Raw genomic sequence first — 13,751 nt, 5'->3', positions numbered from 1 at the left:
GGACGCTCACAGTGGGAAAGCGGGAAGTGGCGCCCCAGCGCCGGGCAACGCTCCTTCACGCCCCTTCTGGATACCGCCCTCCACCTCCACTCTGAGGCATCGGCCACCGCAGGTGGCCGCGATGGGGGGACGGATGCACCACACAAGAGGACATCTGCGCGGTCGGCGGGCTCGTCTCTGCGACAGGCTGCTGGGCCTGGTCGCCGCCGTCTGCACGGTGGTCGTCATGAGTACCGCGCCGGCACAGGCGGCCCAGCACCAAGACGCCAACGAATACGCGCTGTGGGACTTCCACGGTGCCAATGGGTTCTGGAACATCGACCAGCGCGTGCAGATCACGCGCAAGGCCCACCACTCGTACTGGGCCATGCTGTGGGACTTCACGGCCACGCCGGGCAAGGGCGGCTACATGGGCTTGCAGACCAACGGCACGCGCTTCAACCACACGACCGGCGAGACGGCGATCTTCTCGCTGTGGAACGCCAACGGCAGCAGGGGAGGTCACTGCGGATCCTTCGGCGGCGAGGGGACCGGCCTCAGCTGCAGGATCCCGTACGCCATCGACCGGCAGACCGACTACCGCCTGCGCGTATGGCGACTGACGGCCGACTCCGGGGGCCAGTGGTGGGGCGCCTGGGTGCGCAACCTGAAGACCGGCGTCGACACGCCCATCGGAAGTCTCCGCGTGCCGGGCGGTCAGCGGCTGCTGGGCACACCGTCCAACTTCAGCGAGTACTACGGCGACGCCGTCCCCTGCAATAGGGTCCCGCTGTCGGTCGCGTACTTCACTCAGCCCGCGGCCAATGCCCTGGGAGGCGGCCGGTACCAGTACACCTCGGCATACGGGTCCTCCACCCGGGGCGCCTGCACCGGCGGCTCGGTGTCCTTGGTGGATCTGGGGTGGACCAAGGCGGCCAAGGTGTCACTCGGCGGACCATGACCCGGGTCACGAGCCCGGGAGTTCGGTGCGGGAGGGTAGCGTGAGTGACTCCTCGTCGGCTGCCTGGCGTCAAGCATTCTGCCTCGTTGCAAATGAATCGTGGCGGGCGACTGCCCGTCTGGCTTCCCGATGACTTCGTCCACCCCGTCCTGGTACCGCTGCCGGGCAGTGGTCATCACCTGCGGCCGATCCGGGAGGCGGACACCCCGCTCGACTATCCGGCTGTGACCACCATGACCTACGAGGCAGACCAGGCCGGCCTGTTGCGGCACGAGAAGGAGATCGCCGCCCACCAGTCTTTCAACCACGGGCTGTTCGACGCGGCGGAGACAGCTGGGCTGTGTCTACGTCGACCCACCGGACAGGGCCGGCGCGGACGGTGAGATCTCCTGGTGGGTGGTGGACGAGCTGGTGGGCAGCAAGGTCGAGCGGGCCCTCGACGCGCTGGTGCCGCAGTGGATCGCCGCCGACTGGCCGTTCGAGCAGCCGCGCTTCCTCGGCCGTGAGATCTCCTGGTCGGGCTGGCTCGCCCTGCCGGAGCATCCCGACACGTAGGTGGTTGTTGCCCGTACCGATCTCGAAGGCTGTCGATCGAACGGGAGTCTCGATCGGGCGACGGCGGCGGTTTCCGCGCGTGAAAGCAGGGCCTCTTGGTAGATCGCGGGGGTGCAATCCCGTTCCGGGTGGTTCCCGGAGGCCCCGTTGCCTTTGTTGTACGTGCCCAGCACGTTGACTTCAACTGTGTGATTGCCTCGCGCACGTATACGACAACGCGGCCGACCATCCGGACCGGGTGCGCCGGTACCCGTCGGACATGACAGACGCGGAGTGGGCGGCCCTCCGGCCGTTGCTGTCGGTGCGGCCTGGTTTTAGGAGCGGGGCGGACGGCCGGAGGACCACTGCCGCCGGCATCTGCTGGACGCGGTCCGCTACCTGGTCGCGGGCGGAATGTCGTGGCGGGCGATGCCCGCGGACTTCCCCACATGGGCCTGGGTCAACGCCTTCTTCTGGCGCTTGGCGCGAGCACGGGCTGATCGCCGAGTTCCACGGCCGGCTGGGCGGGACTGTCCGTGAGCGCGAGGTCCGCGAGGCCGAGCCCGCTGCGGGGATCATCGGCGCGCAGTCGGTGGAGGCCGCCGGGACGGTGCCCGCCTCAGTGTCCCGGTGGGACATGTGTCCCAATGGGACATCAAGGCGTATGCTGGCAACCATGAAGGCTACGGAGCCAGTCCACCCGACGCAGGACCGACGGCGGCGCAAGGCGCAGCAGACACGGAACGCACTGGCCAGCGCCGCTGTGGAGCTGATCCTGGAGCGCGGGCTGGCGGCCACGACCGTGGAGGCCATCGTGGAGGAGGCCGACGTCACCCGCCGCACCTTCAGCCGGCACTTCACCGGCAAGGAGGACGCGGCCCTGGACTTCGTCCGGGGTGACGGCGACCGCATCAACGACCTGCTGCGCGTCCGGCCCGCCGGGGAACCGCCGCTGCTCGCATACCGGCGGGCGGTGCGCGCGTGGCTCACCGACCAGGAGAACCCGGCGCATCATCTGCGGCCCCGGATGCGGCGGCTGCTGACCCTGGTGGACGCCGAGCCCGCCCTGTTCGCCGCCTACGAACGCATCCGGGTCGACGCCCAGGAGGAGTCGATCCGCATCATCGCCGAACGGCTCGACACGGACGACGTACGGGACATGCGCCCAGCCGTTGTCGTGGACGCCGCCGCCGGAGTCCTCACCGCAGCGCTGCGCGCCTGGGCGCGCGGCAGTGAAAGCCACGACTCGGGCGCAGACCTGGCCGCCCTGGTGGAGCAGGCCTACGACGCCCTGATCTCGGAGGCCGCCTCCGCGGCCACCGAACCCCCTTCCGAAGAGTGAGAACAGCACATGAGCACCACCCCCAGCAGTGAGTTCACCTACAACAGTGAGTTCGCCGGTCGTACCGCCCTGGTCACCGGCGCCGCCTCCGGCATCGGCCTGGCCACCGCCCGCCGTCTCGGAGCCGGCGGCGCGAACGTCGTCATCGCCGACTACAACGCCGAGGGCGCGGCGCAGGCCGCCGAGGACCTCAAGGCCGAGGGCATCAAGGCCGCCGCCGTGAAGCTCGACGTGACCGATCCCGAGTCCGTTGCCGCCGCCGTCGCCTTTGCCGTGGACACCTTCGGCGCACTGCACCTCGCCGTCAACAACGCCGGCATCGGTGGCCCGAGTGCCCCGACCGGCGAGTACGACCTCGACGCCTACAGCCGGGTCATCCGCACCAACCTGGACGGAGTCTTCTACTCCCTGCGCTACGAGCTCCCCGCCATCGAAGCGGCCGGGCAGGGCGGCGCGATCGTCAACGTGGCGTCCATCCTCGGCTCGGTCGGCTTCGCCGGCTCCTCCGCCTACGTCGCCGCCAAGCACGGAGTGGTCGGCCTGACCAAGAGCGCCGCCGCCGAGTACGCCGCGAAGAACATCCGCGTCAACGTCGTCGGCCCCGGCTTCATCGAGACCCCGCTGCTGAAGGACATGGACCAGGAGGCGTACGACGGCCTGGTCGGCCTCCACCCGATCGCCCGCCTCGGCCGCCCCGAGGAGGTGGCCGAGCTGATCGCCTTCCTGCTCTCCGACCGCGCCTCCTTCGTGGCCGGCAGCTACCACCTGGTCGACGGCGCCTACACCGCCCTCTGAGCCGCGGGCACAGAAAGGATTTCGCACCATGAAGGCACTGCAGTACCGCACGATCGGCGCCGCCCCCGAGGTGGTCGCGGTCCCCGACCCCGAGCCCGGCCCCGGCCAGGTCCTGTTGAAGGTCACCGCCGCCGGCGTCTGCCACTCCGACATCGCGGTGATGAGCTGGCCCGCCGAGAACTTCCCCTACGAGTTTCCGCTCACCCTCGGCCACGAAGGTGTCGGCACGGTCGCCGCGCTGGGCGCGGGCGTCAGCGGTGTACGCGAGGGCGACGCGGTCGCGGTGTACGGGCCCTGGGGCTGTGGCACCTGCGCCAAGTGCGCGCAGGGCAAGGAGAACTACTGCCTGCGTGCGGACGCCCTGGGCATCCGGCCGCCGGGGCTCGGCAGGCCGGGCGCCATCGCCGAGTACTTGCTCGTGGACGACCCGCGCCACCTCGTACCGCTCGATGGCCTGGACCCGGTCGCCGCCGCCCCGCTGACCGACGCGGGCCTCACCCCGTACCACGCGATCAAGCGATCGATGCCGAAGCTGGTCCCCGGCTCGACGGCCGTGGTCATCGGCACCGGCGGCCTCGGCCACGTCGCCATCCAACTGCTGCGCGCGCTCACGCCGGCCCGCGTGATCGCCCTCGACGTCAGCGAGGACAAGCTGCGGCTGGCGAAGGAGGTCGGCGCCCACGAGACGGTGCTCTCCGATGCCGGCGCGGCCGCCGCCGTACGCACCTTGACCGGCGGTCTCGGCGCCGAGGCCGTCTTCGACTTCGTCGGCGCGGAGCCCACCTTGCGAACCGCGGGCGCCCTGGCCGCCGTGGAGGGCGACGTCACCATCGTCGGCATCGGCGGCGGCGCCCTGCCCGTCGGCTTCGGGTCCCTGCCCTTCGAGGTGTCGGTCGCCGCGCCCTACTGGGGCAGCCGGAGCGAACTCATCGAGGTGCTGAACCTGGCCCGCTCGGGAGCCGTGTCCGTACACACCGAGACGTACTTCCTCGACGAGGCCCCACTCGCCTACGAGCGCCTGCACACCGGGAAGGTCAACGGCCGGGCGGTCATCCTTCCCAACCGCTGAGCCACCTACGGCGGTTGACAGCCGCCACGCTCCGCCGGCCCCGGTTACGCCGGGGCCGGTCCGCCCGTGCCGATCACCCAGCGAGCAGCCCCGCGTCGTGCGCGAGGACGGCGGCCTGTACGCGGTTGGCGCAGCCGGTGCGGGTGAGGATCCGGCTGATGTGCGCCTTGACCGTGCCGGCGCTCAGGTAGAGCTGATCGGCGATCTCCGCGTTGGACAAGCCCGCGCCGAGCAGCCGCAGGACATCCCGTTCGGCCGGGGTCAGCTCTTGGGTCCTGCGCACAGCTGCCTCGGTGTCCCGGCCGGACCGTACGTGGCGTTCCAGCAACTGCCGGGTGATCCTGGGTGCCAGGACCGGTTCGCCCTTCGCGGCCAGTTGCACGGCGCGGATCAAATCGGCGGGACCGGTGTCCTTGAGGAGAAAGCCGCTCGCCCCGGCCCGCAGGGCTCGCGTCACACTCGCTTCCTCGCCGAACGCCGTCAGCATCACGACACAGGTGCGGGGCGAAAGACGGGCGATGTCCTCGGCAGCCGAGATTCCGTCCCGGGTGGGCATCTGAATGTCGAGGAGGGCGACGTCGATGTCCTGGGCCCGGCACGCCGCAACGGCTTCGCGACCGTCGCCTGCTTCCGCGACCACCTCGATGTCCTCGGCGTTCTGCAGGATCAGCCGGATTCCCGCACGCATCAGTGCCTCGTCATCGGCGATCAGGACTCGGATCATCAGCTCATCTTAGGGCCGCAGTCGTCAGCAGTACGACGAGGAAGCCCACCGTCGGCAGGACCACGAGCAGCGCCACACAACCCGATCCCAGGACCCTCGGCCAGGTCAGGATCTCGTCCGACAACGGGGCACGGGCGCCTTCCTGCCCGATGCCTGCGGGGGGTAGGCGGACCGTGTCTGGAGGAGTTTCGACGAAGGCCCCCTCATGCGCGGTGGGTTGAGGGATCCTGCCGTGGTTGGGTAGCCAAGCCGCCATACGGAAGCCGCCGTTCGTCAGGGTGCCCGCTGAGAATGTGCCGCCGAGTAAGGCGATCCGTTCCTGGCAGCCGGCCAGCCCGCTGCGGCTTCCGCCCTGGGAGTGGTTCGCCGCCCGCGGTGCCTCGTTGCTGACGGACACCTCGATCCCCTTGTCGGTGCTTTTCACCTCTACCCTGGTGGGGGCGCCGGCTGCGTGTTTCAGCACGTTCGTCAGTCCTTCGCGGACCATCCGGTGGATCGCCTGACGCGTACGGAGGTCGAGTTCGGGCAGGTCGGGGACGGACCAGTCGAGCTCGACGGTGCTGCCTGTCCGCCGGGATTCCGTCACCAGAGCGGTGATGTCCTCACGCGTTCCCTTCTCTTCCCCGGTGCTGTCCGTCGGGTCCGTGAGGTCCGAGTGCCGCAGGACACCGAGGATTTCGCGAAGTTCCCCCATGGCCGTTCCGGCGGTTGTACGCAACAGCTCGGCCTGTTCCACGAGGGCGGGTGCCTGTCGCGCGGCGGTGAGTTCAAGGGCCCCGGCGTGCACCGAGATCAGGCTCAGGCGGTGGCCCAGGAGATCGTGCATCTCTCCCGCGATCCGGGTCCGTTCCTGGGTTCGGGCGGCAGCGGCGGCCAGCGTGCGGGTCTGTTCCAGATAGGCGTTGCGTTCCCGCAGCAGGCTGACCAGGGGCCGCCGCTGCCCCAGCAGGGTTCCGGCCAGGGTGGGGAGCAGTACGAGCAGCAGCGCTGAGACCGCGTTGCCGGCCAGTTGCAACAGCAGGGACTCGGAGTGGACCGGGGCGGAGGCGACGGTCAGAACGCCGACGGTGGCACAGGCCAGCGCCGCGACCTGCCACGCGCGTCGCGGCGGCGCGATTCGACGGGTGGCGGAGAGCACGATCAGCGGTACCACCGCCAGCGTCCATATGTTGGCACCCACGAGCAGCAAGGAGGCGGACACAACGGCGGCGGCCGGCCGACCGCGTCGAGCGGGGACGACCAGCGCCGCCCACACGCCCTCAAGTATCGCTGACAGCGGCCTTTCCACGGGAACCGTCAGCAGCGGCAGCAGGCAGAAAGCTGCCGCCAGAACACAAGCCAGCGCCTCGCCGGCGACCGTACGACGCTCAGCGGTACGTACAGCGGCCCAGCCCTCGGCCGCCTCCCGGCGCACCCACCCCGACACGCCGGTCAGCGTGCGCGCCAGCCGCACGGACGGACGCGGCGGCTGTACGTCTTCGGACACCTGACTCATCATCACCCCTGCCCGGCCACCGTCGATCTCCCGGGCAGAACGGTAGCCGCGGTGGTCGTGGTCGCCGCATGGCGGGCCCCGGGTGTCATGCGCCCAGCCGTAGGCTCAGCTCTGCCCGCAGTGCGGCCATGTCCACCTGGCCGGCGGCCAGCAGCCGTACGATCGCGCCGCCATCCCCGGCGTCCACGTCCGCCGCCGGCTCGTCGAGCAGCGCGGACAACAGGTGGAGCGTCCCGACCGTGGGCGATCCGTGCTCGGCGGCGGACAGCCGGGCGGCCGCCATGATCCGGTCGGCGGCAGCGGACAGACGCACCCGGTCACCGTCGGGAACGACGGCGGACGGGATTGCCGAAGCCGAGGAGACCAAAGAAATCTGCCGCACACCGTTCCGGCGCATCAGGGTTGCGGCAGCGTTGGCGTCCGCCAGACTCCGGGGAAGCGAGTGCCCGGCAACGGACAGGGCCCGGTCCAGGGCCAGTATCCCCAGCAGAAGATCCACCGGTTCCGCCGCCGCGCGCCCGCACCGTACCGCTTGCCGCACGGCCTCCACCGAGACCGCGAACAGCAGCGGTGAGCCGTTCACGAAGGTACCGGAGGTCCACGAAGTCAGCGCGCGTGTCAGGCGGTTGCCGCTCCTGCCCAGCGTTCCGGCCCGGCGCAGAAGGGTGACACCGCGGGATTCCGGCCCCTCGGTCCGTGCCGGGGCGCTCGCGTCCAGCGCGTCGAGCTTGGTTGCCGCAGCGGCCGTATCCAGCTTCTGCAGCAGCAGGGCCTCCTGTGCCCTGCTGCCCGGCAGATCCAGCAGGGCACGGGCAACATGGCGGCAGCGCACCGAGATCGTCCCCTCGGCGCGGGCCGACCTGAGTGCGAGGAGCAGGCATCCGCGCATGGCGCCGGTCATCACGGGCAGTACCGGGCTCTGCGAAGCCGGTACGCGCGAGCCGAGGCCGAAGCGCCATCCCGCCTCACGCCAGGCGGCATCGACCTCCACCCCGTCGGCTTCCGCGCAGGCCGCGACCGGCGCATCGTAGGTCTCGTCGTGGCTCACCCAACCCCGGTCCGCCCGGCCGGAGATCATGCCGCTGAGTGAACCGGCCTTCCGCATCCCTGGGGCGATCGCCGCACCGGCGTCCGTGTCCCCCATCACGAGCTCTCCCAGCAGCGTGTCCGTCCCCACGGCCGGCAACTCGTGCCTGACCCCACGGCGCAGTGCCCCCACGAGGAGGTCCATGACATCCGGCTCGAACTCCATGGTCGCCCCGATCACGGCCGTGGCGTCGGCGTGTGGTGCGGTCGTTCCTGGCTGATCCATCGAACATTCCCCTCGAAAACGCGGTGGCCCGGTCCGAACGACGCTAGAGGCACCCACCGCGACACCGCGTCGGCCGACCGGCCACACTCCCGGTCCGATCGGCACACCGGCCAGAGAACATCAGCAACCCGACGCACCGGGACGTGCGACGACCGGACCACCAGGAGCCTGCTCTCCGGTGCCCTATCGGACGAGTCGAGCGACCAGCCCCGTACGGTGCGCAACCTGCCAGCGCTGCTCCCGCGCTCCGAGGCCAACCAGACCTGCTCGGAGCGGACAGCCTCGTCGCGCAGCTGACCGGGATGGGGCGGACGCACGCCGACGCCGATCCGGGGCACCCGCGCGCCGTCGGATTTTCTCCTGGACCTGCGCCTACGCGATCGCGCCCCGGTGCTGTCGTGGTGTTCATGCCGTTCAGGCGCTGGCGGGTGGCTGCTCTGCGAGTGCGTCGCGTAGTGCTGCTCGTGAGCTGATGCCGAGCTTGGGGAACGCGTTGTCCAGGTGGGTGCTCACGGTGCGGGGGGAGAGATAGAGCCGTTCGCCGATCTGCTTATTGGTGAGGCCCGCTGCGGCGAGCGCAGCGATCTCGCGTTCCTGCGGGGTGAGCGGAGCGGTCGGCCCGGGGGCCAGGTGAGTGGTGGGTGTGCCGCTTGCGTGGAGTTCGGCGGGTGCGCGTGCCGCCCAGCCGCCTATGGGGCGGCGCGGAGGCGTTCGAAGGTGTCGAGGGCTTTCCTCAGTTGGTGCCGGGCTTCGGAGGCGGACTGTGCTCGGCGTAGGCGTTCAGCGTAGGCGAGCCGGATCCGCGCCTGTGCGAACGGCCAGCGGCTTGCTGCCGGGGTGGCGAGCGCGGAGTCGAATGCCTCACGGAACGACGCGGCCGGGGCCGTCCTCCCGGTTGCGGCGGCCGCGACGATAGCGAGCCGGGGCGAGAGGTCGGCGACGCCTGAGTGGTGGATGTCGGCCATGTGCGGGTTCGCTCTGCCGTCCGCCCGGCGCGGGCGGCCGCCTCGACGAGGTCGAGCGAACGCGTGGCGGTAGGCGGTCTCGAACTCTGCGTTGTTCTCAACTTGCTTGCTGGTTACGAGAGTTCGTGTCTCTGCGGCCGTGGTGCAGGTCACTCCGGATGGAGTGGCGACCCGACAGCCTTCATGGCATGCTCACATCCGATCGACAGTTACTCACCGGTAACTCCAGATACCCTCCACCCCCCCTCAGGACTGATCTTGCGCCCTCGCAAGCGGCCCCTGCGCGCCCTCGTGCCCGCCCTCGCCGCCTCCGCCCTGTTCCTCGCAGCCGGCTGCTCCGCAGACCCCGGCTCCCACTCCCCCGCCGCCGAACGGATCCCGGACGCCGGCACCTCCGCGACCGCGACTGCGGACAAGGACCAGCCCCTCGCCGTGGCCGCCGCCCCCGCGGCGGCGCCCGCCTCGACGGCCGTCGCGCGGCCCCGCACGGGCGGTGGAAGAGCACACAAGAGCTCGCTCAAGGTCCGGTCGTACGACAGCCGTACCCGACGGGCCGTCATATCCGCTGCCGGCAGCGGGGGTTCCTCGCCGTCGCCGAACGTGACGCCCGGCGGCACCGCGGCCCCCCGCCCTGCCGCCATCGGTGACGTCATCGCCAGCGCACCCGCGCCCGGCGCACCGGACGGGCTCCTCGTCAAGGTCACCAAGGTGATCGACGAGACGGCCGAGGGCACCGAGGTGCAGACCGCACCGACGACCCTGGACACCTTGCTCGGCGACAGCCAGGCCAAGGGCACCGTCCCCGTCGACCCCGCCTCCTTCGACGTCGAGCGCCTGCTGCCTGACGTGAAGGTCTCCTGGGCGAAGACGAGAGACATCCACTCAGGTCCCGAGGGCACGAGGGTGCCGCTCGGCAGCCTGCGGGTCGACGTCGCCACGAAGGTCGCCACGGCCGAGGGTGCACCAGCCTCGGCTGCGGCATCGGTGTCCGGGTTCGTCCAGGTCGCACCCGAGGTTGACTTCTCCTACGACGGAGGGGCCTCGGCCCGCTCCACCGGTTCCGGACCGGGGGCGGCCTCACTGGGCGTCTCCGGTGACTGGTCTTCGCAGTGGGCGCTCAAGGGGCGCGTCGCCGCCTCCGCGAAGCCGTACCGGGTGCCGTTCGCCAAGCTGCACGCCGACCCCGTGATCCAGGTGGGCCCCGTTCCCGTCGTGGTGAACCTCGACCTGACCTGCTACTTCGAGGTCAGTGCGGACGGCGGCGTCACCGTCGACGTCCAGCAGAACTTCAAGGGCGACTTCAAGGCGGGCGGCACCTTCGTCACGGGCAAGGGCTGGACACCGGTCAGCGAATCCCACATGGCAAGCACCCCGGTCCGTACGTCCGTCACAGCCGCCGGACGCGTGAAGGCGGCCCTCGGTGTACAGCCCTCTGTCGGCCTGTACGGCGCCGTGGGTGTCTCCGCCGACCTGGCTCCCTACCTGCGTGCCGAAGCCGCGGGCACAGTCACCGGAACCATCCCGGCCGGCTCCCACACCAAGCCCCATATCGGAGTAACCGGTGCTTGGACGCTCTACGGCGGCGTCGACCTGAGCGGCACCCTGGTGCTCCAGCTGTCCGTCTTTGGCACCTCCGTCCTCCAATACCCCATCCCCCTGGGCACGTTGCACCGGGAGTGGAAGCTCGCGGACGGCAAGGTGTAGCCCGGGCGAGTTCCCTGTACGTCGCCGTGTCCGACCGGCCCCGACCGGAGCAGGTCGGACACGGCGCTCGACCGACGGGCGCACCGCACGGCCTTCTGCTGCCGCCAGGAGGCTGTGCAGGCCACCTGTGTCCAGCCGCCAAACGCATCGCCCACTGCTCCTGCGCGGCCTACGCCGACTTCCCCCGCGCCCGCGACACCGTCGCCGACATCACAGGAGCCCGGCCCACACCCTTCCGGCCCCCGTACCGTGTGCTGTCGAGGTCGCTCATCGGGCCGCCCACCGGCTCGGTCTCACCCCAGTGCCGTGGACCTGCTGGGGCGAGCACTGAACTGCTACCCAAGGTGGCGATCCGGACGACCTCGCGGCGCTACGGGGGTGCCACCCAGATGTGTGTGACATCTAGGAGTGATTTCGGCGGTGGGGCCGACGCGCCCGAGAAAGACGTCGGCCTCCGCCGCTCACTGCGGCGGAGGCCGAACTCCAGTAGCGGGGACAGGATTTGAACCTGCGACCTCTGGGTTATGAGCCCAGCGAGCTACCGAGCTGCTCCACCCCGCGTCGGTTGGACCACCGTACAACATGTTCCGAGCCAGCAATGGCCAGTCGATGGTTCGTGGCCGTCGTTGAGCACGCCCCCAGAATGCCCGAAGTCGCCACGCCTTGCGATGGCCGGAAAGCGAGGGAGGGGTTCGCCTACGACATCCCCGCTTGGATCGCCATTATCGCCCCGGCCCACGCTGTGGCAAGTCCGCGTCACTCGAAGGAGTTGGGTGCTCTTCCGCTGCTGAACGCGCAGCACCGGCCTCGCGTACTGTCACATGCCTGCCGCATGGCCGGGCGTAGCTGCTGGCGGATTCGGGGAGGGGACGGTGCCGAGGTGATAACGGATACTGACTGGGGCGACCGGGGGCTGTGCAAGAGCGCCGACCCGGACGAACTGTTCGTTGAGGGAGCCGCGCAAAACCGGGCGAAGGCCGTGTGTACCGGCTGCCCTGTTCGCACCGAATGCCTGGCCTATGCCCTGGATCAGCGCGTCGAGCACGGCGTCTGGGGCGGGATGACCGAACGCGAGCGGCGGGCACTCCTTCGCCGTCGGCCGACTGTGACGTCGTGGTGGCGTCTCCTCCGCACCGCCCGCGTGGAGCATGAGCAGCAGGCGTATGCCGCCATCCCGGGCGAGGACGGCATCCGGGTCCTGCACGAGGCCTGCTGACCGTGCGGGTGGGCACCAGCACACGAGGACAGGGCCTTGTGGCATGGCCGATACGGAGGATGGTTCCGGCAGGGGCGGAGGAACGTTCAACAGGATCCGCCGTTGCCTCCTCCGTCCGCTTCCTCTCTCCAACGATGAGGGAGAGCGGGTAGAGGCCGGCGAAACGGTAGTTGCCGAGGGCCCGCCCTGTATCGGGGAGTTGGCGAATGCGGCGACGAGCACTGGACCGATACGGTGTGCGAGTTCCCAGCGGCAGCGGTAGCCGCCGACGCCGCGGGAGTCCTCGCCGGAGCCCAGGTTGATCTGTACGGATGCGGTGCGGCCCATCATGTCGCGTCCCCAGGGGCCCTCGCGGTCGAAGAAGCTCTCCGTGGCCGGTAGCGGGGGTGGTCCAGCGCGCGAGGCGGTTCACGGTAGGGGTCGAGGCCCCGGCCGACGAGTGCCAGATCGGGCTGCTCGGCTGCCGTGCGCAGTACGGCGAGATCCGCGGCCATCATCTCGACGCACGCGCCGAGCGAGAGGGCCTGTGGGGAACTCATCTCCAGTCGGTTCCTGTTGGCGTGACGTCCACGGCCAAGGGCGGGAGACCAGTCACCAACGAACCAGATTCATCGGTGCGAGCCTTCCTCTGCGGTCCGGCACAAGGCTCGCACCGCGTCAACCCAAGAGCCACCTCGTTCGGCGGTCAGGCGGCGAGCGGCGACCGCGCTCGTCGCGGCCGGCCAACTCGGCATTGGAGGCGTCGTCTTCGGACTCCGGAGCAGCGACAAGCATCCGTCGCTGTCCCTCGCGGACGATGCTGTCGATCAGGGAGCAGCAGCGCGAGCCGCGGGCCCGGATCAGGTGCTCCACAGCACGGTGCCCCCGTCCACGATCACCACCTTGCCGTCCTTGCGGAGGACGAGCTTCGCGCCCGGGTGGCCGAAGGTGCCCGTGGCCCAGACGGGTTTGTCGTCGCCGTTGTAGACGCAGAGGTTGCCGTCGGTCTGGAAGCGGGCCGTGTGGCCCTCGCCGAAGACCATGGACGCCCATGTCGCCTTGTTGTTCTCGTTGTAGACGACGAGGTTGCCGTCCCCTTGCATGACCATCCGGATGCGGTTGGTCTTCCAGGACTCGCCGGTGGAGAGGATGTTCGTGGCCGCGATGACCGTCTGCGTCCACTCCGGTGTGCTGGGCGCCTTCGGCGCCTTCTTCGTCTGCTTGGCGGCCGGTTTCTTGCTGACGGGGGCGGCCTTGACGGTGGTCGTCACGACCACGGGCGCGGGCTCCTCGCGCTCGGTCTCCTTCTTGGAGGGGCTCGGCGAGGCGGTCTTCTTCGAGGCCTTGGGGCTCGGCGACGGGGAGGGCGTGACGGGTTCGGGTGCCGCCATCACGGTCTGGCCCGTCTCGTGCTTGTCATCATCCCTGTCGGCCAGGAGCGGGGGCACGGTCATGAGGACGGTCACCGCGGTGGCGGTCGTGACGGCCGTCCAGCCGGTGACGGCCCATACCCGGGAGCCGGGGGTCAGGCCGCGTGGCGCGCGGGCCGGCCGACGCCGGAAGGTGTCGGCGAAACCCTTCCCGGAGCCGGGATCGCCGGGCGGTGATGCGGACTTCGACGGCTGCGGCTGCGGTGACTGGTGCGGGCTGGGCTCGGGCATGGCTACGGGCTCCGG

13 protein-coding genes, 1 tRNA gene and 2 pseudogenes are annotated in these 13,751 nt (G+C 70.3%); 8 read left to right on the top strand and 8 right to left on the bottom strand.

Annotation, left to right across the window (positions count from 1 at the left end; all coding sequences use genetic code 11):
* Positions 1-133: 133 nt before the first annotated feature.
* From BFN33_RS46745 to BFN33_RS46725, 6 genes and pseudogenes are all read left to right on the top strand, one after another.
* On the top strand, positions 134-940 hold the full coding sequence (locus tag BFN33_RS46745) for a DUF3472 domain-containing protein (RefSeq protein WP_176742651.1): 807 nt from the start codon (positions 134-136) through the stop codon (positions 938-940).
* A 92-nt stretch (positions 941-1,032) separates the two neighbouring features.
* A pseudogene (locus tag BFN33_RS46740) lies at positions 1,033-1,495 on the top strand (N-acetyltransferase).
* 357 nt (positions 1,496-1,852) lie between these two features.
* Positions 1,853-2,014, top strand: coding sequence for a hypothetical protein (locus BFN33_RS55050; protein WP_370743392.1), 162 nt, complete (start codon positions 1,853-1,855; stop codon positions 2,012-2,014).
* 136 nt (positions 2,015-2,150) lie between these two features.
* Positions 2,151-2,816, top strand: a complete 666-nt coding sequence (locus BFN33_RS46735) for a TetR/AcrR family transcriptional regulator (RefSeq protein ID WP_069766345.1) — start codon at positions 2,151-2,153, stop codon at positions 2,814-2,816.
* A gap of 9 nt (positions 2,817-2,825) precedes the next feature.
* On the top strand, positions 2,826-3,611 hold the full coding sequence (locus BFN33_RS46730) for an SDR family NAD(P)-dependent oxidoreductase (RefSeq protein ID WP_069766315.1): 786 nt from the start codon (positions 2,826-2,828) through the stop codon (positions 3,609-3,611).
* Between the two features lie 28 nt (positions 3,612-3,639).
* A complete protein-coding gene (locus BFN33_RS46725) occupies positions 3,640-4,680 on the top strand; it encodes an NAD(P)-dependent alcohol dehydrogenase (protein WP_069766314.1) in 1,041 nt (346 codons plus the stop codon).
* Positions 4,681-4,753: 73 nt separating this feature from the next.
* Here BFN33_RS46725 and BFN33_RS46720 read toward each other — a convergent pair whose 3' ends face one another.
* The 5 genes from BFN33_RS46720 to BFN33_RS55040 form a co-directional block, all read right to left on the bottom strand.
* Entirely contained in the window at positions 4,754-5,404 is a 651-nt protein-coding gene (locus BFN33_RS46720; RefSeq protein WP_069766313.1) for a response regulator transcription factor, read from the bottom strand.
* Positions 5,405-5,408: 4 nt separating this feature from the next.
* Positions 5,409-6,890: a histidine kinase gene (locus BFN33_RS46715; RefSeq protein ID WP_256123060.1), complete on the bottom strand. Its 1,482-nt coding sequence runs from the start codon at positions 6,888-6,890 to the stop codon at positions 5,409-5,411.
* Positions 6,891-6,984: 94 nt separating this feature from the next.
* A complete protein-coding gene (locus BFN33_RS46710; RefSeq protein ID WP_069766312.1) occupies positions 6,985-8,211 on the bottom strand; it encodes a Clp protease N-terminal domain-containing protein in 1,227 nt (408 codons plus the stop codon).
* A 414-nt stretch (positions 8,212-8,625) separates the two neighbouring features.
* Entirely contained in the window at positions 8,626-8,841 is a 216-nt protein-coding gene (locus BFN33_RS55045; protein ID WP_370743391.1) for a helix-turn-helix transcriptional regulator, read from the bottom strand.
* Between the two features lie 59 nt (positions 8,842-8,900).
* The gene (locus BFN33_RS55040) at positions 8,901-9,176 is read right to left on the bottom strand and encodes a hypothetical protein (RefSeq protein WP_069766311.1); all 276 of its coding nucleotides are present in this window, start codon (positions 9,174-9,176) and stop codon (positions 8,901-8,903) included.
* Positions 9,177-9,434: 258 nt separating this feature from the next.
* On the opposite strand from BFN33_RS55040, the gene BFN33_RS46700 reads away from it, so the two are divergent.
* Positions 9,435-10,880 (top strand): hypothetical protein, encoded by a 1,446-nt coding sequence (locus tag BFN33_RS46700; RefSeq protein WP_256123059.1) that lies wholly within the window; start codon positions 9,435-9,437, stop codon positions 10,878-10,880.
* A 487-nt stretch (positions 10,881-11,367) separates the two neighbouring features.
* On the opposite strand, the gene BFN33_RS46695 is transcribed toward BFN33_RS46700, so the two are convergent.
* Positions 11,368-11,441: transfer RNA gene (locus tag BFN33_RS46695), tRNA-Met, on the bottom strand.
* Between the two features lie 271 nt (positions 11,442-11,712).
* On the opposite strand from BFN33_RS46695, the gene BFN33_RS46690 reads away from it, so the two are divergent.
* The gene (locus tag BFN33_RS46690) at positions 11,713-12,096 is read left to right on the top strand and encodes a WhiB family transcriptional regulator (protein ID WP_069766342.1); all 384 of its coding nucleotides are present in this window, start codon (positions 11,713-11,715) and stop codon (positions 12,094-12,096) included.
* Positions 12,097-12,333: 237 nt separating this feature from the next.
* Here BFN33_RS46690 and BFN33_RS50980 read toward each other — a convergent pair.
* Together BFN33_RS50980 and BFN33_RS46680 are read right to left on the bottom strand one after the other, a co-directional pair.
* Positions 12,334-12,593: pseudogene (locus BFN33_RS50980) on the bottom strand (glutamate-cysteine ligase family protein); the annotation flags it as partial.
* Positions 12,594-12,935: 342 nt separating this feature from the next.
* The gene (locus BFN33_RS46680) at positions 12,936-13,736 is read right to left on the bottom strand and encodes a hypothetical protein (protein WP_069766309.1); all 801 of its coding nucleotides are present in this window, start codon (positions 13,734-13,736) and stop codon (positions 12,936-12,938) included.
* Between the last annotated feature and the right edge of the window lie 15 nt (positions 13,737-13,751).

Source organism: Streptomyces sp. LUP47B (assembly GCF_001746295.1).
Classification (GTDB): Bacteria; Actinomycetota; Actinomycetes; order Streptomycetales; family Streptomycetaceae; genus Streptomyces.
The sequence above is the reverse complement of the archived record's forward strand: the minus strand, read 5'-3'. Positions and strand labels throughout refer to the sequence as shown.

Excerpts from the sequence above, each read along its gene's own strand:
- BFN33_RS46725 (WP_069766314.1), top strand. The coding sequence starts at position 3,640 with ATGAAGGCACTGCAGTACCGCACGATCGGCGCCGCCCCCGAGGTGGTC.
- BFN33_RS46710 (WP_069766312.1), bottom strand. The coding sequence starts at position 8,211 with ATGGATCAGCCAGGAACGACCGCACCACACGCCGACGCCACGGCCGTG.
- BFN33_RS46720 (WP_069766313.1), bottom strand. The coding sequence starts at position 5,404 with ATGATCCGAGTCCTGATCGCCGATGACGAGGCACTGATGCGTGCGGGA.
- BFN33_RS46735 (WP_069766345.1), top strand. The coding sequence starts at position 2,151 with ATGAAGGCTACGGAGCCAGTCCACCCGACGCAGGACCGACGGCGGCGC.
- BFN33_RS55040 (WP_069766311.1), bottom strand. The coding sequence starts at position 9,176 with ATGGCCGACATCCACCACTCAGGCGTCGCCGACCTCTCGCCCCGGCTC.
- BFN33_RS46730 (WP_069766315.1), top strand. The coding sequence starts at position 2,826 with ATGAGCACCACCCCCAGCAGTGAGTTCACCTACAACAGTGAGTTCGCC.
- BFN33_RS46680 (WP_069766309.1), bottom strand. The coding sequence starts at position 13,736 with ATGCCCGAGCCCAGCCCGCACCAGTCACCGCAGCCGCAGCCGTCGAAG.
- BFN33_RS46745 (WP_176742651.1), top strand. The coding sequence starts at position 134 with ATGCACCACACAAGAGGACATCTGCGCGGTCGGCGGGCTCGTCTCTGC.
- BFN33_RS46690 (WP_069766342.1), top strand. The coding sequence starts at position 11,713 with ATGGCCGGGCGTAGCTGCTGGCGGATTCGGGGAGGGGACGGTGCCGAG.